17 protein-coding genes and 1 pseudogene are annotated in these 20,867 nt (G+C 73.5%); 10 read left to right on the plus strand and 8 right to left on the minus strand.

Annotated features, from left to right (window positions below; all coding sequences use genetic code 11):
* Positions 1 to 3: 3 nt before the first annotated feature.
* Together hutH and ACZ7BZ_RS12250 are read right to left on the minus strand one after the other, a co-directional pair.
* On the minus strand, positions 4 to 1,581 hold the full coding sequence (gene hutH, locus ACZ7BZ_RS12245; protein WP_470358459.1) for a histidine ammonia-lyase: 1,578 nt from the start codon (positions 1,579 to 1,581) through the stop codon (positions 4 to 6).
* Between the two features lie 147 nt (positions 1,582 to 1,728).
* A complete protein-coding gene (locus ACZ7BZ_RS12250) occupies positions 1,729 to 2,970 on the minus strand; it encodes a macrolide family glycosyltransferase (protein WP_470358307.1) in 1,242 nt (413 codons plus the stop codon).
* Positions 2,971 to 3,023: 53 nt separating this feature from the next.
* Between ACZ7BZ_RS12250 and ACZ7BZ_RS12255 the strand changes: the two genes are divergently transcribed.
* On the plus strand, positions 3,024 to 3,650 hold the full coding sequence (locus tag ACZ7BZ_RS12255; RefSeq protein ID WP_470358308.1) for a TetR/AcrR family transcriptional regulator: 627 nt from the start codon (positions 3,024 to 3,026) through the stop codon (positions 3,648 to 3,650).
* Here ACZ7BZ_RS12255 and ACZ7BZ_RS12260 read toward each other — a convergent pair.
* The 4 genes and pseudogenes from ACZ7BZ_RS12260 to ACZ7BZ_RS12275 form a co-directional block, all read right to left on the minus strand.
* A complete protein-coding gene (locus ACZ7BZ_RS12260) occupies positions 3,628 to 4,005 on the minus strand; it encodes a hypothetical protein (protein WP_470358309.1) in 378 nt (125 codons plus the stop codon). The genes ACZ7BZ_RS12255 and ACZ7BZ_RS12260 overlap by 23 nt on opposite strands.
* 1,109 nt (positions 4,006 to 5,114) lie before the next feature.
* Positions 5,115 to 6,338 (minus strand): annotated as a pseudogene (locus ACZ7BZ_RS12265) (GGDEF domain-containing protein); the annotation flags it as partial.
* A 248-nt stretch (positions 6,339 to 6,586) separates the two neighbouring features.
* Positions 6,587 to 7,663 (minus strand): adenylate/guanylate cyclase domain-containing protein, encoded by a 1,077-nt coding sequence (locus ACZ7BZ_RS12270; protein ID WP_470358460.1) that lies wholly within the window; start codon positions 7,661 to 7,663, stop codon positions 6,587 to 6,589.
* 216 nt (positions 7,664 to 7,879) lie between these two features.
* Positions 7,880 to 8,773 carry a biotin--[acetyl-CoA-carboxylase] ligase gene (locus tag ACZ7BZ_RS12275; protein ID WP_470358310.1) on the minus strand — a complete coding sequence of 298 codons (894 nt, stop codon included), beginning with the start codon at positions 8,771 to 8,773 and terminating at the stop codon, positions 7,880 to 7,882.
* 255 nt (positions 8,774 to 9,028) lie between these two features.
* On the opposite strand from ACZ7BZ_RS12275, the gene ACZ7BZ_RS12280 reads away from it, so the two are divergent.
* From ACZ7BZ_RS12280 to ACZ7BZ_RS12305, 6 genes are all read left to right on the plus strand, one after another.
* A complete protein-coding gene (locus tag ACZ7BZ_RS12280; RefSeq protein WP_470358311.1) occupies positions 9,029 to 10,618 on the plus strand; it encodes an acyl-CoA carboxylase subunit beta in 1,590 nt (529 codons plus the stop codon).
* A gap of 29 nt (positions 10,619 to 10,647) precedes the next feature.
* On the plus strand, positions 10,648 to 10,869 hold the full coding sequence (locus tag ACZ7BZ_RS12285) for an acyl-CoA carboxylase subunit epsilon (RefSeq protein WP_470358312.1): 222 nt from the start codon (positions 10,648 to 10,650) through the stop codon (positions 10,867 to 10,869).
* Positions 10,870 to 11,005: 136 nt separating this feature from the next.
* Positions 11,006 to 11,146, plus strand: a complete 141-nt coding sequence (gene mmpB / locus ACZ7BZ_RS12290) for a morphogenic membrane protein MmpB (RefSeq protein ID WP_380458019.1) — start codon at positions 11,006 to 11,008, stop codon at positions 11,144 to 11,146.
* Between the two features lie 47 nt (positions 11,147 to 11,193).
* Entirely contained in the window at positions 11,194 to 11,796 is a 603-nt protein-coding gene (locus tag ACZ7BZ_RS12295) for a nucleoside triphosphate pyrophosphatase (RefSeq protein ID WP_470358313.1), read from the plus strand.
* Positions 11,797 to 11,858: 62 nt separating this feature from the next.
* Positions 11,859 to 12,659 carry a hypothetical protein gene (locus tag ACZ7BZ_RS12300; protein WP_470358314.1) on the plus strand — a complete coding sequence of 267 codons (801 nt, stop codon included), beginning with the start codon at positions 11,859 to 11,861 and terminating at the stop codon, positions 12,657 to 12,659.
* A gap of 236 nt (positions 12,660 to 12,895) precedes the next feature.
* Entirely contained in the window at positions 12,896 to 14,671 is a 1,776-nt protein-coding gene (locus ACZ7BZ_RS12305) for an acetyl/propionyl/methylcrotonyl-CoA carboxylase subunit alpha (RefSeq protein WP_470358315.1), read from the plus strand.
* 118 nt (positions 14,672 to 14,789) lie between these two features.
* Here ACZ7BZ_RS12305 and ACZ7BZ_RS12310 read toward each other — a convergent pair whose 3' ends face one another.
* Both ACZ7BZ_RS12310 and ACZ7BZ_RS12315 read right to left on the minus strand, forming a co-directional pair.
* Positions 14,790 to 15,743, minus strand: coding sequence for a DeoR/GlpR family DNA-binding transcription regulator (locus ACZ7BZ_RS12310; RefSeq protein WP_470358461.1), 954 nt, complete (start codon positions 15,741 to 15,743; stop codon positions 14,790 to 14,792).
* 235 nt (positions 15,744 to 15,978) lie between these two features.
* Positions 15,979 to 17,427, minus strand: a complete 1,449-nt coding sequence (locus tag ACZ7BZ_RS12315; RefSeq protein ID WP_470358316.1) for an NAD(P)H-quinone dehydrogenase — start codon at positions 17,425 to 17,427, stop codon at positions 15,979 to 15,981.
* A 96-nt stretch (positions 17,428 to 17,523) separates the two neighbouring features.
* Between ACZ7BZ_RS12315 and ACZ7BZ_RS12320 the strand changes: the two genes are divergently transcribed.
* The 3 genes from ACZ7BZ_RS12320 (at position 17,524) to ACZ7BZ_RS12330 (ending at position 20,811) form a co-directional block, all read left to right on the plus strand.
* The gene (locus tag ACZ7BZ_RS12320) at positions 17,524 to 17,961 is read left to right on the plus strand and encodes a gamma-glutamylcyclotransferase family protein (RefSeq protein WP_380458010.1); all 438 of its coding nucleotides are present in this window, start codon (positions 17,524 to 17,526) and stop codon (positions 17,959 to 17,961) included.
* A gap of 147 nt (positions 17,962 to 18,108) precedes the next feature.
* Positions 18,109 to 18,930: a purine-nucleoside phosphorylase gene (locus tag ACZ7BZ_RS12325; protein ID WP_380458008.1), complete on the plus strand. Its 822-nt coding sequence runs from the start codon at positions 18,109 to 18,111 to the stop codon at positions 18,928 to 18,930.
* A gap of 162 nt (positions 18,931 to 19,092) precedes the next feature.
* Entirely contained in the window at positions 19,093 to 20,811 is a 1,719-nt protein-coding gene (locus tag ACZ7BZ_RS12330) for a phospho-sugar mutase (protein WP_380458006.1), read from the plus strand.
* Positions 20,812 to 20,867: the final 56 nt, after the last annotated feature.

Raw genomic sequence — 20,867 nt, forward strand, 5'->3', positions numbered from 1 at the left:
ACGTCAGGCCAGCGGTCCGGTGACCCGCTCCACCGCCCGCACCAGGTCGCCGGTGGCGACCAGCGCGGCGGCGGCCTCCAGGTCCGGCGAGAGGAAGCGGTCCCGGCCGGCGCCGCCCACCCCCGCCTCGCGGGCGGCGGCCATCGCGGCCGCGGTGGCCGGAGCGATCCGGACGGCCGAGTCGGCCTGCTGACGGATCTCCAGCGCGCGGGCCGAGGCGGTGAGTTCGACGGCCAGGATGCGGCCGAGGTTGTCGACGGCCTGGCGCAGCTTGCGGGCGGCCGACCAGCCCATCGACACGTGGTCCTCCTGCATCGCGGAGGACGGGATCGAGTCGACCGAGGCCGGGACGGCGAGCCGCTTGTTCTCGCTGACCAGCGCCGCCTGGGTGTACTGGGCGATCATCAGCCCGGAGTCCACGCCCGGGTCGTCGGCCAGGAAGGCGGGCAGGCCGTGCGAACGGGCCTGGTCCAGCAGGCGGTCGGTGCGGCGCTCCGAGATCGAGCCGAGGTCGGCGGCGGCGATGGCGAGGAAGTCCAGCACGTACGCGACCGGCGCACCGTGGAAGTTGCCGTTGGACTCCACGCGCCCGTCCGGCAGCACCACCGGGTTGTCCACCGAGGCGGCGAGCTCGCGCGAGGCGACCAGCTGGGCGTGCGCCAGGGTGTCCCGGCCGGCGCCGGCGACCTGCGGGGCGCAGCGGATCGAGTAGGCGTCCTGGACCCGCGGCGCGTCGTCGTGGTGGTGGCCGGTGAGGCCGGAGTCCTTGAGCACGGCGAGCATGTTGGCGGCGCTCAGCGCCTGGCCGGGGTGCGGGCGGATCGGGGCGTGCAGCTCGGGGGCGAGCACCTTCTCGGCGCCGAGCAGCGCCTCCAGGGTCATCGCGGCGGTGATGTCGGCGGTGGTGAACAGCCGCTGCAGGTCGGCTATGGCCATCACGAGCATGCCGAGCATGCCGTCGGTGCCGTTGATGAGGGCCAGGCCCTCCTTCTCCAGCAGCTCGACCGGCTCGATGCCGGCGGCGGCGAGCAGCTCGGCGACCGGCCGCTCCACGCCGTCGGGGCCGGTGGCGGTGCCCTCGCCCATCAGCACCAGCGCACAGTGCGACAGCGGCGCGAGGTCGCCGGAGCAGCCGAGCGAACCGAACTCGCGGACGACCGGGGTGATGCCGGCGTTGAGCAGGGCGGCCATGGTCTGCGCGACCACCGGGCGGACGCCGGTGCGGCCGGAGGCCAGCGTCTTCATCCGCAGGAACATCAGCGCGCGGACCACCTCGCGCTCGACGGCCGGGCCCATGCCGGCCGCGTGCGAGCGCACCAGCGAGCGCTGCAGCTGGGCGCGCAGTTCGGGGCTGATGTGCCGGACGGCGAGGGCGCCGAAACCGGTCGACACGCCGTAGACGGGGCGCGGCTCGGCCGCGAGGGCGTCGATCCGCGCGCGGGCGGCCGCCATCTCGGCGAGCGCGTCGGGGCCGATCTCGACCCGGGCGTTACCCCGGGCGACGGCCAGGACGTCCTCCGCGCTGACGTCGGCCTTGCCGACCTGGACCAGCGGAGCGTCGGGGACCACAGCACTGTGCATATCCATATACACAATCACACCAGGTGAATGAAGATATGACAACAGCTGCTCGCCATCCGGATTCTCGGACGCCCCGATCCGAGCCGCTCCACCGGGGGTCCTGCTCAACCGACCCCCGGTGCCCACCCTCCCCCACAACCCCGGGCCTCACCCCTTCAACTCGGCCTCGATGAGGTCCGCCGCCCGCGCGGTGCCGCCCTCGGCCCGGCCGGCTGCGGCCAGCACCGACAGCCGCTCGGCCACCCCGGCGTCCCCGACCAGCTCCAGCAGCGCACCGCGCAGCGCCTCCGGGGTGGCCGCGTCGGTGTCCACCCGCCGGGCCACACCGAGGCCGACCAGGGCGTCCGCGTTGGCGAACTGGTCCACGCCCTGCGGCACCGCGATCATCGGCACGGCGTGGAACAGCCCCTCGCTGGAGCCGCCCATGCCGGCGTGGGTGACGAAGGCGTCCGCCTGGGCGAGCACCGACAGCTGCGGCACCCAGCGGTGCACCTCCACCGAGTCCGGCACCTCGCCCAGCTCCGCCAGATCGGTGTGCCGGCCGACCTGCAGCACGGTGTGCCAGCCGGGCAGGCCGCCGAACGCCTCGATGCAGGCCCGGTAGAACGCGGGCTGATTGGTGTAGGCGGAGCCCAGCGAGACCAGCAGCACCTTCCCGGCGCCGACCGGCCGCTGCCAAGTGCCCTGGTGGCCGCGGTCCGAGAAGCAGGGCCCGACGAAGGTGACCCGCCGCTCGTCCACCCGGTCCGCGTTCGGCTGCAGGGCGCGCGGGATGAGCGCGACGGCGCGCTCCGGGCGGCCCTTGAAGGCCTCCACGTCCCGCTGCACGGCGCCTGCCTCGGCCAGCCAGTCGGCGTACCGCCGGTAGTGCTCGGGCCCGCCGGGAGCCGTGCGGATCGCCTCGAAGACCTCCGGGTAGTCCTCCTCGAAGCCCTCCCAACCGACATAGGTCGGCGACAGCTGCACCACCGGCACGCCCAGCCGCTCACCGAGCGCCCGCCCGGCGAAGCCGGCGATGTCGCAGAGCACCAGGTCGGGGCGGTCCGCGCCGTCGCCGAAGCGCTCCAGCAGCACGGGCCACATGGCGAGCGCGTCGTCCAGGAACAGCTCCTGGAGCGCCACCGGGTCCATCGCCCAGCCGGCCGGGTCGTCGGTGAGCGGCAGTGTCGACGGGTACGGGACGAACGCGGCACCGGTGGACTCGACGGTCTCCCGGAAGGAGTCGGCGTTGACGTAGCTGACCCGGTGGCCCCGGGCGACCAGCTCGGTGACCACGGCCAGGCTGGGATTGACGTGCCCGTGGGCCGGGATGGAGACCATCAGAACGTGGGCGGAACGAGTCATGCGCACCTCCGGAGAAAAACGAGACGAGACGAACCGTCTCGCCATTGCTACGACGACACGATACGTCTCGTCTCGCGTTCGCGCATACAATTTCCGACATGGCCCCCAGAACCGCCCCCGACCCCGCCCGGCGCAGCGAGCGCGCCCGCGCCGCCGTCCTCACCGCCACCACCGAACTCGTCACCGAGATCGGCTACAGCAAGCTGACCATCGAGGCGATCGCCGCCCGGGCCGGCGTCGGCAAGCAGACCATCTACCGGTGGTGGCCCTCGAAGGGCGCCGTCGTCTTCGACGCCTTCCTCGCCGTCAACCAGCGCGACGGCGGCCTAACCCTCCCCGACACCGGCGACCTCGCCGCCGACCTGAGGGCCGTCCTACGCCCCACCAGCGACGAGCTCACCGACCCGGGCGCCGACCGCACCTACCGCGCCATCATCGCCGAGATCCTCAACGACCCGGCGCTGCACGCCGAGTACCGCACCCGCCTGCTGGACCCCCTGCTGGAGATCACCCGGAACCGTCTCCGCACCGCCCGCGAAGCCGGCCAGCTCGCCCCCGACGCCGACCTCGACCTCGCCATCGAACTGGTCTACGGCCCGCTCTACTACCGCTGGCAGTACCGGCTCGGCCCACTCACCCACGACCACGCCGACCGCCTCGTCGACGCCTTCCTCCGCGCCCTCGCCCCCACCACGACGGGCCCTAGCGTCCGCTCCGGCGCCTGAGCGCGACCACCACCAGCACCGCCACCAACAGCACCACCAGCACCACCAGCACCACCAGCACCACCCGGCCGAACACCGCGTCCATCGCCCGGCCGACCACGCTGCGCCGAGCCTTACGGGTGCGGCGCGAGGCCGTGTGATCGGTGATCTGGTGCGCCCGCAGCCCGGCCCGCACCTGCTTCACCCGCGCCGGCGCCGTCCGCACGGCCGCCGGCCCGGTCGCCCCCGAAGCCACCGCCCCCGGATGGCCCGCCACCCGCACCACCGGCACCGCCGCCGCCGGACCGGCCGCCACCACCCCACCCCCGAGCACCAGCACCCCGGTCACCACCGCACCCACCAACCGTCCGGCCACCGCCGACCCCCCACTCCCCGATCCACCCCCGTCACCTTCCCACCACCCACCCCACCCCGACACCCCACCCACCCGACCGCGACCCACCCGCGACACCCCGGTCACCGAACCAGCACATCACCGACCCCCGCACCCCACCCCTCCCAGCGGACACGCAGGGCGAAGCCCCCACAACACCCCCACCCCCCAAGCCCACCCGCACTCACCCCCACCCGCACTCACCCGACCCCACCCGCACTCACCCGCCCCCTCTCCGCACCCCCCACCTCCCTCCACCTCCCCCTCCCACCCGCCCCAGGCGAGAGGGACGCGCTGCGGGAGGGGGCGGTGGAGGGGGTGGGTGCGGAGAGGGGCGTGACGGGTGATTTTCAGACCGCCAACGACGAGCACCCCGCGCGATGAGGGTCGGCGGTCCGAAAATCACCCAGCCCCCGGAGCGCCCACCCCCGGAACCGCCCCCGGCACCACCCACCCTCCCGAAAGCCCACCCACACAACAGCCCCGCGCAGCGGCCCTCACAGCCCCGGAGCCGAAGCCGCCCCCGCCAACGCCACCGCCACCAGAGCCCGCATCGCATGGACGACCTGCCCGAGCGGCAGAGTCGCGTCGTCGGCGAAGAGCTCCACCAACCACCCACCCCCCGCGTTCTGCCCGCCCGCCGCGACCATCCCGCGGTAGCCGGAGACGACCAGCATCGCCTCCTCCGCCGGGTCGTTGCCCGCCGCGCCCGCGCGCAGCGAGAAGGAGCCCCCGCGGACGGCCCGGCGGGTCATCGGGTAGTGGCGGAGGTCGAAGACGGCGTCGGGGGCCTCGATCTGGGCGCGCTGGGTCTCGGCACGGCTGCTGCTGGGCCCACTGGTCATCCGGTAGACGGCGTGCTGGGCGGTGCGCATCAGCTGGGAGCCGGGCGGGACGTACGAGACCCACCAGCCGACCGCGTCGAGCAGCCGGGCGGAGGTCTCGGCGACGACCACCAGTTTGCCGAGGGTGTCGGCCGGGTGGACGGCCCGGGCGGCCGCGGCCCGGTCGAGGGCGGCGAGGACGGCGGTGAGCAGCTGTCCCGGGTCGGCGCTGTGGGCGGCGCCGCGGAACCGCCGCCGGTCGCCGGTGCCGGCCCGGCCGGCGGGCCCGCGGCGCCCGTCGGCGCGGTGGTGCGGGTCGGCGGCGTCGGCGAGCAGCACGGTGGGGTCGGGTGCGAAGCCGGGCCCGTGGCTGCGTCCGGCGACGACGGGGTGGGCGGCGCGGGCGGCCTTGGCCCGGTACTGGGCGGCGTCGGCGAGTCGGAAGAGCCGGTCGGGGGTGGTGACCGGTCCGATGGAGTCGCCGGTGGAGGCGACCCCGCAGGCGACCCCCTCGCCCTCGGCGAGCGCGAGGGCCCGTGCGCAGAGTTCCTCGGCGACGGCGACCACCTCGTCGGCCTTCTGGCCCTCCGCGAGCAGGCAGAACTCGTCGCCTCCGAGCCGGGCGGCGAGGCTGCCGGGCAGTTTGGCGGCGGCCAGGGACAACTGGTGGGCGAAGCGTTCGAGGAGCCGGTCGCCCATCTCGTGGCCGAGCTGGTCGTTGACCCGCTTCAGGCCGTTGACGTCGCAGACCACCAGCGAGACCACGGTGTTGTCGCGGTTGTGGGCCTCCAGCGCGCTCTCCAGCCGGGCGTCGACGGCGCGCCGGTTGGCGAGGCCGGTGAGCGGGTCGGAGAAGGCGAGTTTGCGCAGGTCGGCGAGGCGTTCGGTCTGGGCGAGGCCGGCCGAGACCTGGGCGGCGAGCAGGGTCGCGTAGTCGGCGTCGGCGTCGGTGAAGGCGGGCATGCCGGTGGACCGGGCGAGGTACAGCTCGCCCCAGGCCTGTCCGTGCAGCACGATCGGTGCGACCACGCAGCAGGCCCGGCCGCGCCGGCGCAGCGCGGCGGCGCGTTCCTGGCAGTACGCGCCGGCGGTCGGGTGGACGTGCCCGGTGCGCGGTTCGGCGTTCTCGGCGGTCTGCAGCCAGGCACGCGGCAGGCGCCCGGTGGTCCAGCGCTCCTCCAGGTAGGTGACGATCTCCGGGAAGTCCGCGACGGGGTACGACTCGTCCTCCGGCAGTTCCTCCTCGCCGGGCGCGAGTTCGCCGTGGTTGACCAGCACCCGCAGCCGGCCGGATTCGCGGTCCCAGACCGAGACGGCGGCCATGGTGGCGCCGAGGGCCTCGGTGGCCCGGGTGGCGGCGGCCCGGACGGCCTCCAGCGGGGTGAGCGCCCCGGCCATGTCCTGGGCGAGTTCGACCACCGACTGCAGTCGCAGGTCGGGCAGCGGGTCGCAGTGGTGCGGGCTCTCGCAGTCGCAGCCGCGGCCCGTCATGATCGCCTCACTGCTCACCGGATCGCCTCGCTCCCTGTGCCCGGCCCTGCCGGGCCCCCACCGGTCGGCCGCACCCGTCCGGCCGCTTGCACCAAGACTATGGCGAGTTCGTTCGGTTATGCCCCGTTTGCCCGGATGGAACCGCACCGAACCGTACGGTCTTCAACCGTTCGGCACCCGTCCGAGCGGCCCACCGCCGAAGCCTCGGGGCCCGGCCGCTGCTCCGGCTCCATCTACTCCGGCGCCGTCTACTCCGGCTTCATCCGCCGCGACAGCAGCCAGGGCTCCACCAGCCCCAGCCCCCGCACCGGCCGACGCCACATCGGCTGGAGGTGGAACCGCGCCCCCGTGTCCGGCCCCGGCACCGGCAGCCCGGAGGCCGGCATCCCGGCCGCCACCGACAGCGCCTCCGCCAGGCCGGGCCCCTCCGAGTCGGCCGGCGCGACGCTGCCGTTCTGCTCCAGCGCCGCGGCCAACTCGCCGTCGATCAGCACCGCGTCCTTGGGCGCGATGGAGGTGAGCCGACTGGCCAGGTTGACCGTGGTGCCGAAGACGTCGCCCATCCGCTGGGTGACCGTCCCGAAGGCCATGCCGACCCGCAGCGCCGGAATGCTGTCGTCCTCGGCGAGCGCGTCGATCAGGCTGAGCGCGATCTCGGCGGCGGTGGCCGGGTCCTCGGAGACGTAGAGGATCTCGTCACCGAGGGTCTTGATCACCCGGCCGCCCTGGCCGGCGATCAGGTCGGAGCAGGTGTTCTCGAAGGTCTCGACCAGCTCGCCGAGCTCCTCCTCCTCCAGCCGCCGGGACAGCCGGGTGAAGCCGACCAGGTCCGCGAAGCCGACCGCGAGCCGACCGCTGGTGATCTCGTGGTCCTCGGCGGCCTGCACCACCCGGCCGGTGACGGCGGCCAGCTGGCGCCGCCAGACGTACACCAGGAACTGCTCCAGCTCCGGCAGCAACAGCTCGACCAGCGGGTAGGCGACGTCGGCGCGGGTGAGGCCGGGCTCGACGGCCTGGGTGAGGTTCTCCAGGAAGGTGTCCATCTGCCAGCCGGCCAGCCGGGCCGTGGTCTGGCCGGTGGAGCGGGCCACCTGGATCGCCATCGACTCGCTGAGCAGTCCGGACTCGACCAGGCCGGCCAGGCGCCGCAGCGCGATCACGTCGCCGTCGGTGAGGGCCCGGGACTGGCCGATGTCGGGGAAGCCCATGGCGCGCCAGAAGCGGGTGGCCAGCTCCATCGGGACGTCGGCGGCGCGCGCGGCCTGGTACGGGGTGTAGCGGCGTGGCGCGTCCAGGATCAGGCGTTCCAGTTCGAGCGCGACCATGGGGTCGTGGTTGCCCGCCGCCGCTCCGCTGCCGTCCTCTGCCACCGGTCCGTCCCCGTGCGGTCGCCGCACTTGCCTCGTGTCCTACCTGTCCGGGCGCACCGCCCGCCACCCGGGCGGACAGTGGCGCGCCTCACACCTGCCAGGTGGAATGTTCGCACGGAATCGCGTGATCCGGAGCATCCGCCCGAGTCAAGGAGAGGTGAAGAGTGCCGTTCAGCGCGGCTCGGGGCGGACGTGGACCACGTCCCCCGCGCCGACCGCCCGGCGTGCGCCGTCGGCGGTGCGCACCACCAGGCGCCCGTCCCCGTCGATCGCCACCGCCTCGCCGACCAGTTCGCGGTCGCCGGGCAGGTGCACCTTCACCCGGCGGCCGAGCGTGCTGCAGCGGTCCACGTACGCGCGCAGCAGGTCGCTGGTGTGCGGGTCGCCGGCGGCGGCCGTCCACTCCCGGTACAGCCCGGCGAACTCGCGCAGCAGGGCGCGCAGCAGGACGGAGCGGTCGGTGGTGGTGGCGCCGGCCAGCGCGAGCGAGGCGGCGGTGGGGACGGGTAGTTCGGCGGCGCGCAGCGAGACGTTGAGGCCCGTCCCGACCACCACGGCGCCGCCGCTCAGTTCGGTGAGGATGCCGCCGAGCTTGCGCTCCGCGCCGTCGATCTCCGTCTGGAGGTCGTTGGGCCACTTCAGCCCGACCTCGACCCCGGCCACCCGGTCGAGGGTGCTGGCGACGGCCACCCCGACCAGGATCGGCAGCCAGCCGTACCGCTCGACCGGCACCTCCTCGGGGCGCAGCAGGAAGGACGTGAACAGTCCGGAGCGGGCCGGGGCGGTCCACTGCCGGTCCAGCCGGCCGCGGGCGGCGCTCTGCGCCTCGGCGATCAGCACGGTGCCCTGCGGGGCGCCGGCGCGGGCCCGTTCGGCGAGGTCGCTGTTGGTCGAGCCGGTCTCGGCGACGACGTCCAGCGAGGTCCAGAGCCCGCCCGGGACGACCAGTTCGCGGCGCAGCGCCGCCTGGTCCAGCGGCGGCCGGTCCAGGTCGGTCCAGGGGGACGGTCCGGTACGGCCGAAGCCGCGCAGTCCGCTGCGGCGGGGGGTCTCGGGTGCGGTCATGGTGGCCACCCTAGGACCAGGACGGGCCCGCGGCAGGACGGACCACAGAGGCGCAGTCCGCCCCATCGTCCCGCAGAACGCTCGTTGACACACTGTGTCGATGGCCATAACGCCAGGACAGCCGCATCGCCCTTCGCGCTGGCTACGCTACGCAGCGGTAGTTCGCAGCGCCGCCCTGCCCTCGTGCGCGAGCCCCCGATCCCGGCCCGCGCGCACTCGAACAGGTCGCGGCCGATGATCAGGGAGAGCCACCGGATGACCGAGGCGCCGTACGACCCCCACACCACCGCCGGCAAGCTCGCCGACCTGCGGCGCAGGCTGGACGAGGCGGTGCACTCCGGCTCGTCCAAGGCCGTGGAGAAGCAGCACGCCAAGGGCAAGCAGACCGCGCGCGAGCGGGTCGTGGAGCTGCTGGACGAGGACTCCTTCGTGGAGTTCGACGAGTTCGCCCGGCACCGCTCGACCAACTTCGGGCAGGAGAAGACCCGCCCGTACGGCGACGGCGTGGTGACCGGCTACGGCACCGTCGACGGCCGTCAGGTCGCCGTCTTCGCCCAGGACTTCACCGTCTTCGGCGGCTCGCTCGGCGAGGTCTTCGGCGAGAAGATCGTCAAGGTGATGGACTTCGCGCTGAAGACCGGCTGCCCGGTCATCGGCATCAACGACTCCGGTGGCGCCCGGATCCAGGAGGGCGTGGTCTCGCTCGGCCTGTACGGCGAGATCTTCCGCCGCAACGTGCACGCCTCGGGCGTCATCCCGCAGATCTCGCTGATCATGGGCCCCTGCGCGGGCGGCGCGGTCTACTCCCCGGCGATCACCGACTTCGTGGTGATGGCCGACCAGACCTCGCACATGTTCATCACCGGCCCGGACGTGATCAAGACGGTGACCGGCGAGGACGTCGGCATGGAGGAGCTGGGCGGCGCCCGCACCCACAACACCAAGTCCGGCAACGCCCACTACCTGGCCACGGACGAGAAGGAGGCGATCGAGTACGTCAAGAGCCTGCTGTCGTACCTGCCCTCCAACAACCTGAGCGACCCGCCGTCCTACCCCGAGCAGGCGGACCTCACGGTCACCGACGAGGACCTCGAACTCGACGCCATCGTGCCGGACTCGGCGAACCAGCCGTACGACATGCGCAAGGTGATCGAGCACATCGTCGACGACGGCGAGTTCCTGGAGACCCAGCCGCTGTACGCGGGCAACATCATCACCGGCTTCGGCCGGGTCGAGGGCCACGCGGTCGGCGTCGTCGGCAACCAGCCCATGGACCTGGCCGGCTGCCTGGACATCAACGCCAGCGAGAAGGCCGCGCGCTTCATCCGCACCTGCGACTCCTTCAACATCCCGGTGCTGACCTTCGTGGACGTGCCCGGCTTCCTGCCCGGCACCGAGCAGGAGTGGGACGGCATCATCCGCCGCGGCGCCAAGCTGATCTACGCCTACGCCGAGGCGACCGTCCCGCTGATCACCGTGATCACCCGCAAGGCCTTCGGCGGCGCGTACGACGTGATGGGCTCCAAGCACCTGGGCGCCGACCTCAACCTGGCCTGGCCGACCGCGCAGATCGCGGTGATGGGCGCCCAGGGCGCGGTCAACATCCTGCACCGCCGGGAGATCGCCGAGGCCCAGGCGGCCGGCACCGTCGACGAGAAGCGGGCCGAGCTGATCGCCTCGTACGAGGACACCCTGCTGAACCCGTACCTCGCCGCCGAGCGCGGCTACGTCGACGCGGTGATCGCCCCGAGCGAGACCCGCCGGCACATCGTCCGGGGCCTGCGGGCGCTGCGCGGCAAGCGCGAGGTGCTGCCGCCCAAGAAGCACGGCAACATCCCCCTGTAGGCACCACCCTCTCGGGAGAGAACCCAGCCATGTCCCCGATCCACGTGCTGCACGGGCAGCCGACCCCCGAGGAGCTCGCCACCGTCCTGGCGGTGGTCCAGGCCCGGGCCGCCGCCGCGCAGGCCGCCGCCGAAGCGGCGCGCCTGGCCGGTGCCGGCCCGGCCTCCCCCTGGAACGACCGTTCCCGCCTGCTCCGCCCCACCGTCCACCCGGGCGTCAACGCCTGGCGGACCTCGGGCTGGGCGCACTAGCTCCGTCTCCGGCGGCGGAGCGGGAAGTCGGCCCACCCGACCTCCCGCTCCGCCGCCCGCCATGCCGCCCCCTGGGCCCGAAACCTGAGTACGGATACTCAGGCGGCCTGACCCACCGGCACCGCACTCTGGACGGGTGCTCTGGTCAGACCCCGAGGACGGGCCCTCGCCCGAAGCCCGTCGCATGCAGGAACGGATGCAGCGGGCCGGCAAGGTGCTCGCCGCCATCGTGCTGGTGGGCTCCGTCCTGATCATGGTCACCCGGTACTTCACCTGACCCGTTCACCCGAACGGCGGATACCAGCACCCCCTACCCTGGTGGGCATGACCGACCAGCGCGCCCTCGTCCTCGCCTCCGCCTCCCCCGCCCGCCTCGGACTGCTGCGCCAGGCGGGGCTCGACCCGCGCGTGGTGGTCAGCGGCGTCGACGAGGACGCCATCACCGCCGCCACCCCCGGCGAGCTCGCCCTCGTCCTGGCCGAGGCCAAGGCGAAGGCCGTCGCCGCCGAACTGACCGGCAGCGAGCTGGTGATCGGCTGCGACTCCGTCCTGGAGCTGGACGGCCTCGCCCTCGGCAAGCCCGCCCACGCCGCCGAGGCGCTGGCCCGCTGGCAGTCCATGCGCGGCCGGGCCGGGGTGCTGCGCACCGGCCACTGCGTGATCGACACCGCGACCGGCCGGCAGTCCTCGGCCACCGCCTCCACCACCGTCCGCTTCGGCACCCCGGACGACGCGGAGGTGGCCGCCTACGTCGCCTCCGGCGAACCGCTGTACGTGGCCGGGGCGTTCACCCTGGACGGCCGCTCGGCACCGTTCATCGACGGCATCGACGGCGACCCGGGCAACGTCATCGGCCTCTCCCTGCCGCTGCTGCGCCGACTGCTCGCCGACCTCGGCGTCCGCATCACGGACCTGTGGGCCAACTGACCTGCCGCAGCGGGCAGTCGGTCTAAGCTGACCGGCGTTCGAACCGGGAGGGGAACGCGGCGATGACCGACAACGTGCTCAACGTGGTGCTCGGCCTGGTGGCCAGTGCCATCAGCGCCGGACTCGGCTGGCTGGCCCAGGCCCTGCGGCGGCGCCGGAAGGTCGAGCGGGTACGGGAGTTCTTCGGACTGCCGACCGGCAGTGAGTGCCTGATCGTGGTGCCGCGCAGCGTCGGGGCGGGCTCGCACGCCAACACCGTGACCCGCCGGGACGCCTACGCCCTGATGTGGCTGGCCGGGCTGGTCGAGGAGTGCGGCGCCCGGCCCGAACTGGTCGCCCACGACTCCGCGCACCGCGGCCTGGGCACCAAGACCGAGCTGTGCCTGGGCGGTCCGGTCAGCAACGAGCGGATGGCCGCCCACCTGGCCTGGGGCCTGCCCGGGGTGCTGATCACCTCCGGCCCCGGCCCGGGCGGCAACGTGCTCACGGTGGGCGGCCAGGAGTTCGCCGTCGAACCCGACCGCACCCACGTCCTGCTGGCCCGGATCGCCACCCCGGAGGGCGGCCGCCCGGTGTTCCTGATCTCCGGCCAGACCGGCACCGCCAACCAGGCCGGCGTCCGCTACCTGGTCTCGCACCACCGCGAACTCGCCCGCAAGCACGGCCGCAACGGCACCTTCGCGCTCGTCCTGCGGGTGGTCAACCCGGGGGCGTACGGACCGGACATGGTCGAGCCGGTCGCCGACGTCACGGCCGAGGCCCTGCGCCGCCCCCCGGCCGCTGCGACCGCCGCGACCGCTCCGACGGCCGCTTCGGCCACCGGCACGGCCACCGGCACGGCCACCGGCACGACCGTGGCTTGAGCGGGCCGCGGCAGGGTGTGTTGCACGCCACCGACCCGCCACGCCGCCCCCCGGTCACCCACCGTCGACCGGGCCGGTACGACCGCACCGGCCGCGACCTGCGAAGTCGCCGTCGGCCCCGTCGGGCGGGCCCGGAATCCCATCACCGAGCGTGTGGGATAGTTCACAACCTGGGGCTACTCGCCGGTACCGCCCAGGAATCCATAAACTCAACGAGGTTCAAGAAGGGAGCCACAGTGCGCAAGGTGCTCATCGCCAACCGCGGGGAAATCGCCGTCCGCGTCGCCCGGGCCTGCTCGGACGCCGGTATCGCCAGCGTCGCCGTCTACGCCGAGCCGGACCGGGATGCGCTGCACGTCCGCGCGGCCGACGAGGCTTATGCGCTGGGCGGTGACACCCCCGGCACCAGTTACCTGGACATCGCCAAGGTCTTGAAGGCCGCCGAGGACTCCGGCGCCGACGCCGTCCACCCCGGTTACGGGTTCCTGTCGGAGAACGCCGAGTTCGCCCAGGCCGTGATCGACGCGGGCCTGACCTGGATCGGCCCGCCGCCGCAGGCCATCCGCGACCTCGGTGACAAGGTCACCGCCCGTCACGTCGCCCAGCGCGCCGGCGCCCCGCTGGTGGCCGGCACCCCGGACCCGGTCTCCGGGGCCGACGAGGTCGTCGAGTTCGCCCGGGAGCACGGCCTGCCGGTCGCCATCAAGGCGGCGTTCGGCGGCGGCGGTCGCGGCCTGAAGGTCGCCCGCAACCTGGAGGAGATCCCGGAGCTGTACGAGTCCGCGGTGCGCGAGGCGGTCGCCGCCTTCGGGCGCGGCGAGTGCTTCGTCGAGCGCTACCTGGACAATCCGCGGCACGTGGAGACCCAGTGCCTCGCGGACAAGCACGGCAACGTGGTGGTCGTCTCCACCCGTGACTGCTCGCTGCAGCGCCGGCACCAGAAGCTGGTCGAGGAGGCGCCCGCGCCGTTCCTGACCGCGGAGCAGAACGCCGAGCTGTACCGCGCCTCCAAGGCCATCCTCAAGGAGGCCGGCTACGAGGGCGCCGGGACCTGCGAGTTCCTGGTCGCGCTGGACGGCACGATCTCCTTCCTGGAGGTCAACACCCGTCTGCAGGTGGAGCACCCGGTCACCGAGGAGGTCACCGGGATCGACCTGGTCCGCGAGATGTTCCGGATCGCCGACGGCGAGGAGCTCGGCTACGGCGACCCCGAGGTGCGCGGCCACTCCTTCGAGTTCCGCATCAACGGCGAGGACCCGGGCCGCAACTTCCTGCCCGCGCCCGGCACCGTGACGCTGTTCGCCCCGCCGTCCGGCCCGGGTGTGCGCCTGGACTCCGGCGTGGAGACCGGATCGGTCATCGGCCCGGCCTGGGACTCCCTGCTGGCCAAGCTGATCGTCTCCGGCCGCGACCGCAAGCAGGCGCTGGAGCGGGCCCGGCGCGCGCTGAGCGAGTTCAAGGTCGAGGGCATGGCCACCGCCATCCCGTTCCACCAGGCGGTCGTCACCGACCCGGCGTTCGCGCCCGAGGTGCACGGCAGCGACGAGCCGTTCACGATCTACACCCGCTGGATCGAGACCGACTTCGACAACACCATCCCGCCGTTCGCGGGCTCGGCCGGCGAGGCCGAGGAGGCGGAGACCCGGGAGACCGTGGTCGTCGAGGTCGGCGGCAAGCGGATCGAGGTCTCGCTGCCGTCCTCGCTGGGCGTCGCGGCGGCCCCGGCGGCCGGTGCGACGGGCGCCGCGAAGGCCAAGCGCCGGGTGGGCGCCAAGAAGGCCGGTTCGGCCGTCAGCGGTGACACCCTGGCCTCGCCGATGCAGGGCACCATCGTCAAGGTCGCCGTCGAGGAGGGCCAGGTCGTCGCCGAGGGCGAGCTGATCGTGGTCCTGGAGGCGATGAAGATGGAGCAGCCGCTGAACGCCCACAAGGCGGGCACCGTGGTCGGCCTCAAGGCCGAGGTGGGCGCGAGCGTCAGCAGTGGCGCCGCGCTGTGCGAGATCAAGGACTGATCCGGACCGGCGGCTGACGCCGGGTCCGTCAATCCTCGACCGGTCCGTACTCCCTTCGGGGGGTGCGGACCGGTCGTGTTTCCAGGGTTTGCTCGCCCGCTGTGATTCGCCGCCGGGCTCAGCGCCCGCGCGGCAGGCCCATCTCGGCCAGCCGGACCGGCATCCCGCCCGGGCCGACCGGCCCGCCGTGCGCCCCGGGGCGGCGCTGACCGGGCAGCGGGGCGCCGCCCGGCGGGGCGGGACGGCGGCCCAGCGGGCCGGGCTGGGTCTGGTGCACCGGGCCGCTGCCGGTGCCGTGCACCGGGGCGTCCCCGCCGGGTGCGGCCCCGAGCGGCGCCAGGTCGATCTGCACCCCGCAGTCGGCGAGCGCGTCCAGCTCGCGGGCGGTGGCGTCGTCGGCGGTGGCCTGCTCGTCGGTGACCAGCCGGGTGATGGTCTCGGTGGCGACGGTCTGGAACATGCCGGCCGCGCCGAGCTTGGTGTGGTCGGCGAGGACGATGACCTCGGCGGCCGCCAGCACCATTGCCCGGTCCACGCTCGCGGACAGCATGTTCGCGGTCGACAGCCCGCGCTCGGAGGTCAGCCCACTGCCGGAGATGAAGGCCTTGGTGACCCGCAGCCCCTGCAGCGACTGCTCCGCACCACTGCCCACCAGGGCGTAGTTGGAGCCGCGCAGGGTGCCGCCGGTCATCACCACCTCGACCCGGTTGGCGTGCGCCAGCGCCTGGGCGACCAGCAGGGAGTTGGTGACCACCGTCAGCCCGGGCACCCGGGCCAGCCGGCGGGCCAGTTCCTGGGTGGTGGTGCCGGCGCCGACCACCACCGCGTCGCCCTCCTCCACCAGGCCGGCGGCGAGGTCCGCGATGGCGCTCTTCTCCGCCGCGGACAGGTGGGTCTTCTGCGGGTAGCCGGGTTCGCGGCTGAAGCCGCCGGGGAGCACCGCGCCGCCGTGCCGGCGGTCGAGGAGCCCTTCTGCCTCCAGCGCCCGCACGTCCCGGCGCACGGTCACTTCGGAGGTCTGGACGACGCGGGCCAACTCCCGGAGCGAGACCGCTCCGTTGGCGCGCACCATTTCGAGGATCAACTGGCGACGTTCTGCTGCAAACACAGAACCGACGGTAACCTGCGTGACCGTCTGCTTTCAGGCGTTTGCAGCTGGTAGCGGGAATTGCTCACGCAAGAGCGGCGCGTGACCGTACAATACGCGCCGTCAACAACCCGGAACTGCGCCCGCCGTCCGGGTGACGATCATGCCTGCGCGAAGGGCGGCCGCCGATCGGCAGCCGCCCTCAACTGTGCGCCTGAGCTCAGGATTCGCCGTCGACCCGCTTGCGGATGTGCAGCTGCCGGGCGGCCTCGGCGGTCGAGCCGGAGACGGACGGGTAGACGGTGAACGCGCTGGCCACCTGTTCGACCGTCAGATTGGCGTCCACCGCGAGCGCGATCGGGTGGATCAGTTCGCTGGCCCGGGGGGCGACGACCACGCCGCCGACCACGATGCCGGTGCCGGGGCGGCAGAACAGCTTCACGAAGCCGTCCCGGATGCCCTGCATCTTCGCCCGCGGGTTGCCGCGCAGCGGCAGCTTGACCACGACGGCGTCCATCTTGCCGCACTCCACGTCGGCGGCGGTGTAGCCGACGGTGGCGATCTCCGGGTCGGTGAAGACGTTGGAGGCCACGGTCTTGAGGTTCAGCGGCTGCACCGCGTCGCCGAGCGCGTGGTACATCGCGATCCGGCCCTGCATGGCCGCCACCGAGGCGAGCATGAAGACGCCGGTGCAGTCGCCGGCCGCGTAGACGCCGGGGGCGCTGGTGCGGGAGACCCGGTCGACCTGGATCTGGCCCCAGTCGTTGAGCTTGACCCCGGCCTCCTCCAGGCCCATCTCCGCGGTGTTGGGGATCGAGCCGACCGCCATCAGGCAGTGGGTGCCCCCGATCACCTTGCCGTCGGAGAGGGTCACCTCGACCCGGTCGCCGATCCGCTTGGCGCTCTCAGCCCGCGTCCGGCTCATCACGTTCATGCCGCGGCGGCGGAAGACGTCCTCCAGCACCTCGGCGGCGTCCGGGTCCTCGCCCGGCAGCACCCGGTCACGGCTGGAGACCAGGGTGACCTTGGAGCCGAGCGCCTGGTACGCGCCGGCGAACTCGGCGCCGGTGACGCCGGAGCCGACCACGATCAGCTCGCGGGGCAGCTCCTCCAGGTCGTACACCTGGGTCCAGGTGAGGATCCGCTCGCCGTCCGGCTGGGCGTCCGGCACCTCGCGCGGGTGGGCGCCGGTGGCGATCAGCACCGCGTCGGCGCGCAGCGACTGCACGCTGCCGTCGGGGGCGTCCACCAGCACCTCGCGGGAGCCGTCCACGGCCTGCCCGCCGGCGCCGAGCCGGCCCCGGCCGCGCAGCACGGTGACCCCGGCGCGGGTGACGGACTGGGTGATGTCGTGGGACTGTGCGATCGCCAGGCGCTTCACACGGCGGTTGACCTTGCCCAGGTCCACCCCGATGACCTTCCGGTCCTCGGCGACGCCCTCCTGGTCGACCGTGATGCCCAGCTCCTCGTACGAGCTGTCGAAGGTGGTCATCACCTCCGCGGTCGCGATCAGGGTCTTCGACGGAACGCAGTCCGTGAGCACCGCCGATCCGCCCAGACCGTCGCGGTCGACGACGGTCACCTCCGCGCCGAGCTGAGCGGCCACCAGGGCCGCCTCGTAGCCGCCGGGTCCGCCACCGATGATCACGATCCGAGTCACGTACCCCATTGTCCCGCACGCCGGGAGCGGCGCCACAACGGGGTCCACGCTCGTAGCTTCGTCCACTGGCCCCGCCCCGTGCGCCGACCGGGCTACTCTGCACCCATGCCCCTTTACGCCGCGTATGCCACCAACCTCGATGCCCGGCAGATGACCCGCCGAGCCCCGCACTCCCCGCACCGCGGCACGGGGTGGCTGGACGGCTGGCGGCTCACCTTCGGTGGCGAGCAACTCGGTTGGGAGGGCTCGCTGGCCACGGTCGTCGAGGACGAGAAGGAGCAGGTCTTCGTCTCCCTCTACGACGTCGCGCCGATGGACGAGGAGGGCCTGGACCGCTGGGAGGGGGTCCAGCTCGGCATCTACCGCAAGATCAAGCTGCGGGCGCAGACCCTGGACGGCGACATCCAGGTCTGGACGTACGTGCTCAACGACTACGAGGGCGGCCTGCCGGCGGCGCGCTACCTCGGTCTGATCGCCGACGCCGCCGAGAGCGCCGGGGCCCCGCACGACTACGTGATGGACCTGCGCCGCCGGCCGTGCTGATCACCGACCTGATTTCCGTACGTATCAACAAAGCCGGTCGCTCGAAGAGGGCCACCGAGCTGTGTTTTCGGGCCAACCGGGTAACGATCCGGCACGCCGCAGCTGAATTTCTACGCGCGTAGCCAAAACCCGTCTATCCTCGGACCCGTGAACGCTTCTCCTCAGTCGGTCGTCTCCGCCGACCCCTACGCCGCCGCCCAGGCCGCCGCCGAGCGCCTGCGCGAGCTGACCGGTGCCGAGCGGCACGACGTCGCCCTGGTGATGGGCTCCGGCTGGGTGCCGGCCGCCGACGCCCTGGGCGAGACCGTGGCCGAGTTCCCGGTCACCGACCTCCCGGGCTTCCCCGCCCCCGCCGTGGCCGGCCACGCCGGCAAGATCCGCTCGGTGAAGATCGGCGACAAGCGCGCCCTGATCTTCCTGGGCCGCAACCACTACTACGAGGGCCACGGCGTGGCCACCGTCGTCCACGGCGTGCGCACCGCCGCCGCGGCCGGCTGCGGCATCATCGTCCTGACCAACGGCTGCGGTGGTCTGCGCCAGGGCTGGACCCCGGGCCAGCCGGTCCTGATCAGCGACCACATCAACCTGACCGCGGACTCCCCGATCGTCGGCGCGAACTTCGTCGACCTCACCGACCTCTACTCCAAGCGCCTGCGCGAGCTGTGCCGCGAGGTCGACCCGAGCCTGGACGAGGCCGTCTACGTCCAGTTCCGCGGCCCGCACTACGAGACCCCGGCCGAGGTCCACATGGCCCGGGTGATCGGCGGCGAGCTGGTCGGCATGTCCACCACCCTGGAGGCCATCGCCGCCCGCGAGGCCGGCTCCGAGGTGCTCGGCATCTCCCTGGTCACCAACCTGGCCGCCGGCATGACCGGCGAGCCGCTCAACCACGAAGAGGTCCTGGAGGCCGGCAAGGCCTCCGCCGAGCGCATGGGCGAGCTGCTGGCGAAGGTCCTGGAGCGGATCTGACGCCTGCGGCACAGAATCATGAACGACGGGGCCCACGGGCGGCGTGATCCGCTGATCACGCCCTCCGGCGGGTCCCGTCCGCATGTGCGCACCCCTTCTCCACCCCCTTCGCGCGGAACCCTCCGGCCGACACCCCGACGCACTCCCGATGGAGCAGCCAACATGACGCAGGCACTCAACCCCGACCTCCTCGCCAGGGCCCGGACCTGGCTGGCCGAGGACCCCGACCCGCAGACCCGCGAGGAGCTGACCGCCCTGCTGGCCCTGGCCGAGGGCCCGGACGCCGAGACGGACAGCAAGCTCGCCTGGTCGGACCTCGCCGAGCGCTTCGCCGACCGCCTCCAGTTCGGCACCGCCGGCCTGCGCGGCGAACTCGGCGCCGGCCCGATGCGGATGAACCGCGCCGTGGTGATCCGGGCCGCCGCCGGCCTGGTCGCGTACGTGAAGGAGCAGGGCCTCGGCGACCTCGTGGTGATCGGCTACGACGCCCGCCACAAGTCGTACGACTTCGCCCGGGACACCGCCGCCGTCGTGGTCGGGGCCGGCCTGCGCGCCGCGCTGCTGCCGCGCCCGCTGCCCACCCCGGTGCTCGCCTTCGCGATCCGCCACCTGGGCGCGGCCGCCGGCGTGACCGTCACCGCCAGCCACAACCCGCCGCAGGACAACGGCTACAAGGTCTACCTGGGCGACGGCTCGCAGATCGTCCCGCCGGCCGACGCCGGGATCGCCGCCGAGATCGACGCGATCGGCTCGCTGGACGACGTCCCGCGCGCCGAGGAGGGCTGGGAGGTGCTCGGCGAGGACGTCATCGAGGCCTACCTTGACCGCGCCGTCAGCATCCTCGACGCGCACAGCCCGCGCGAGCTGGACGTGGTGTACACCCCGATGCACGGCGTCGGCCGCGACACCCTGGTCGCCGCCTTCCGCCGGGCCGGCTTCCCCGCGCCGACCGTGGTCGCCGAGCAGGCCGAGCCCGACCCGGACTTCCCGACCGTGGCCTTCCCCAACCCGGAGGAGCCGGGGGCGATGGACCTCGCCTTCCGCACCGCCGCCGCGGCCGGCCCGGACATCGTGATCGCCAACGACCCGGACGCGGACCGCTGCGCGGTGGCCGTCCCGGTCCACGGGAACGCGGCGGGCAGCGGCAACGGCACCTCCGGCTGGCGGATGCTGCGCGGCGACGAGGTCGGCGCGCTGCTGGGCTCCGCGCTGGTCGCCAAGAAGGCCGAGGGCACCTTCGCCACCACCATCGTCTCCGCCACCCTGCTCGGCCGGATCGCCGAGGCCGCGGGCCTGGGCTACGAGGAGACGCTGACCGGCTTCAAGTGGATCTCCCGCGCCGAGGGCCTGCGCTACGGCTACGAGGAGGCCCTCGGCTACTGCGTCGACCCGCAGGGCGTCCGCGACAAGGACGGCATCACCGCCGCCCTGCTGGTCGCGGAACTCGCGGCCACGCTCAAGCGGTCCGGCCGCACGCTCAGCGACCTGCTGGACGACCTGGCGCTGGAGCACGGCCTGCACGCCACCGACCAGCTGTCCGTCCGGGTGCAGGACCTCTCGCTGATCGCCGACGCCATGCGCCGGCTGCGCGAGCAGCCGCCGACCGTGCTGGCCGGGCTGACCGTCACCCGCGCCGACGACCTCGCGGCCGGCTCCGCCGAGCTGCCGCCCACCGACGGCCTGCGCTACTACCTGGCCGGCGAGGCCGTCCGCTCGGCCCGGATCGTGGTCCGCCCCTCCGGCACCGAGCCCAAGCTCAAGTGCTACCTGGAGGTCGTCCTCCCGGTCGCGAGCGCCGCCGACCTGGCCGGCGCCCGCGAGCGCGCCGCCGAGCTGCTCGCCGCCGTCAAGCGCGACCTCGCCGAGGCCGCGGGCATCTGACCCCGCCGCCGTACGTGACAGGGCCCGCCGGTTCGTGACCGGCGGGCCCTCGTGCG

This window comes from Kitasatospora sp. NPDC036934 (genome assembly GCF_055608425.1).

Excerpts from the sequence above, each read along its gene's own strand:
- hutH (WP_470358459.1), bottom strand. The coding sequence starts at position 1,581 with ATGCACAGTGCTGTGGTCCCCGACGCTCCGCTGGTCCAGGTCGGCAAG.
- ACZ7BZ_RS12250 (WP_470358307.1), bottom strand. The coding sequence starts at position 2,970 with ATGGCGAGACGGTTCGTCTCGTCTCGTTTTTCTCCGGAGGTGCGCATG.
- ACZ7BZ_RS12255 (WP_470358308.1), top strand. The coding sequence starts at position 3,024 with ATGGCCCCCAGAACCGCCCCCGACCCCGCCCGGCGCAGCGAGCGCGCC.
- ACZ7BZ_RS12270 (WP_470358460.1), bottom strand. The coding sequence starts at position 7,663 with ATGGTCGCGCTCGAACTGGAACGCCTGATCCTGGACGCGCCACGCCGC.
- ACZ7BZ_RS12275 (WP_470358310.1), bottom strand. The coding sequence starts at position 8,773 with ATGACCGCACCCGAGACCCCCCGCCGCAGCGGACTGCGCGGCTTCGGC.
- ACZ7BZ_RS12280 (WP_470358311.1), top strand. The coding sequence starts at position 9,029 with ATGACCGAGGCGCCGTACGACCCCCACACCACCGCCGGCAAGCTCGCC.
- ACZ7BZ_RS12285 (WP_470358312.1), top strand. The coding sequence starts at position 10,648 with ATGTCCCCGATCCACGTGCTGCACGGGCAGCCGACCCCCGAGGAGCTC.
- ACZ7BZ_RS12295 (WP_470358313.1), top strand. The coding sequence starts at position 11,194 with ATGACCGACCAGCGCGCCCTCGTCCTCGCCTCCGCCTCCCCCGCCCGC.
- ACZ7BZ_RS12300 (WP_470358314.1), top strand. The coding sequence starts at position 11,859 with ATGACCGACAACGTGCTCAACGTGGTGCTCGGCCTGGTGGCCAGTGCC.
- ACZ7BZ_RS12310 (WP_470358461.1), bottom strand. The coding sequence starts at position 15,743 with ATGGTGCGCGCCAACGGAGCGGTCTCGCTCCGGGAGTTGGCCCGCGTC.
- ACZ7BZ_RS12315 (WP_470358316.1), bottom strand. The coding sequence starts at position 17,427 with ATGGGGTACGTGACTCGGATCGTGATCATCGGTGGCGGACCCGGCGGC.
- ACZ7BZ_RS12320 (WP_380458010.1), top strand. The coding sequence starts at position 17,524 with ATGCCCCTTTACGCCGCGTATGCCACCAACCTCGATGCCCGGCAGATG.
- ACZ7BZ_RS12330 (WP_380458006.1), top strand. The coding sequence starts at position 19,093 with ATGACGCAGGCACTCAACCCCGACCTCCTCGCCAGGGCCCGGACCTGG.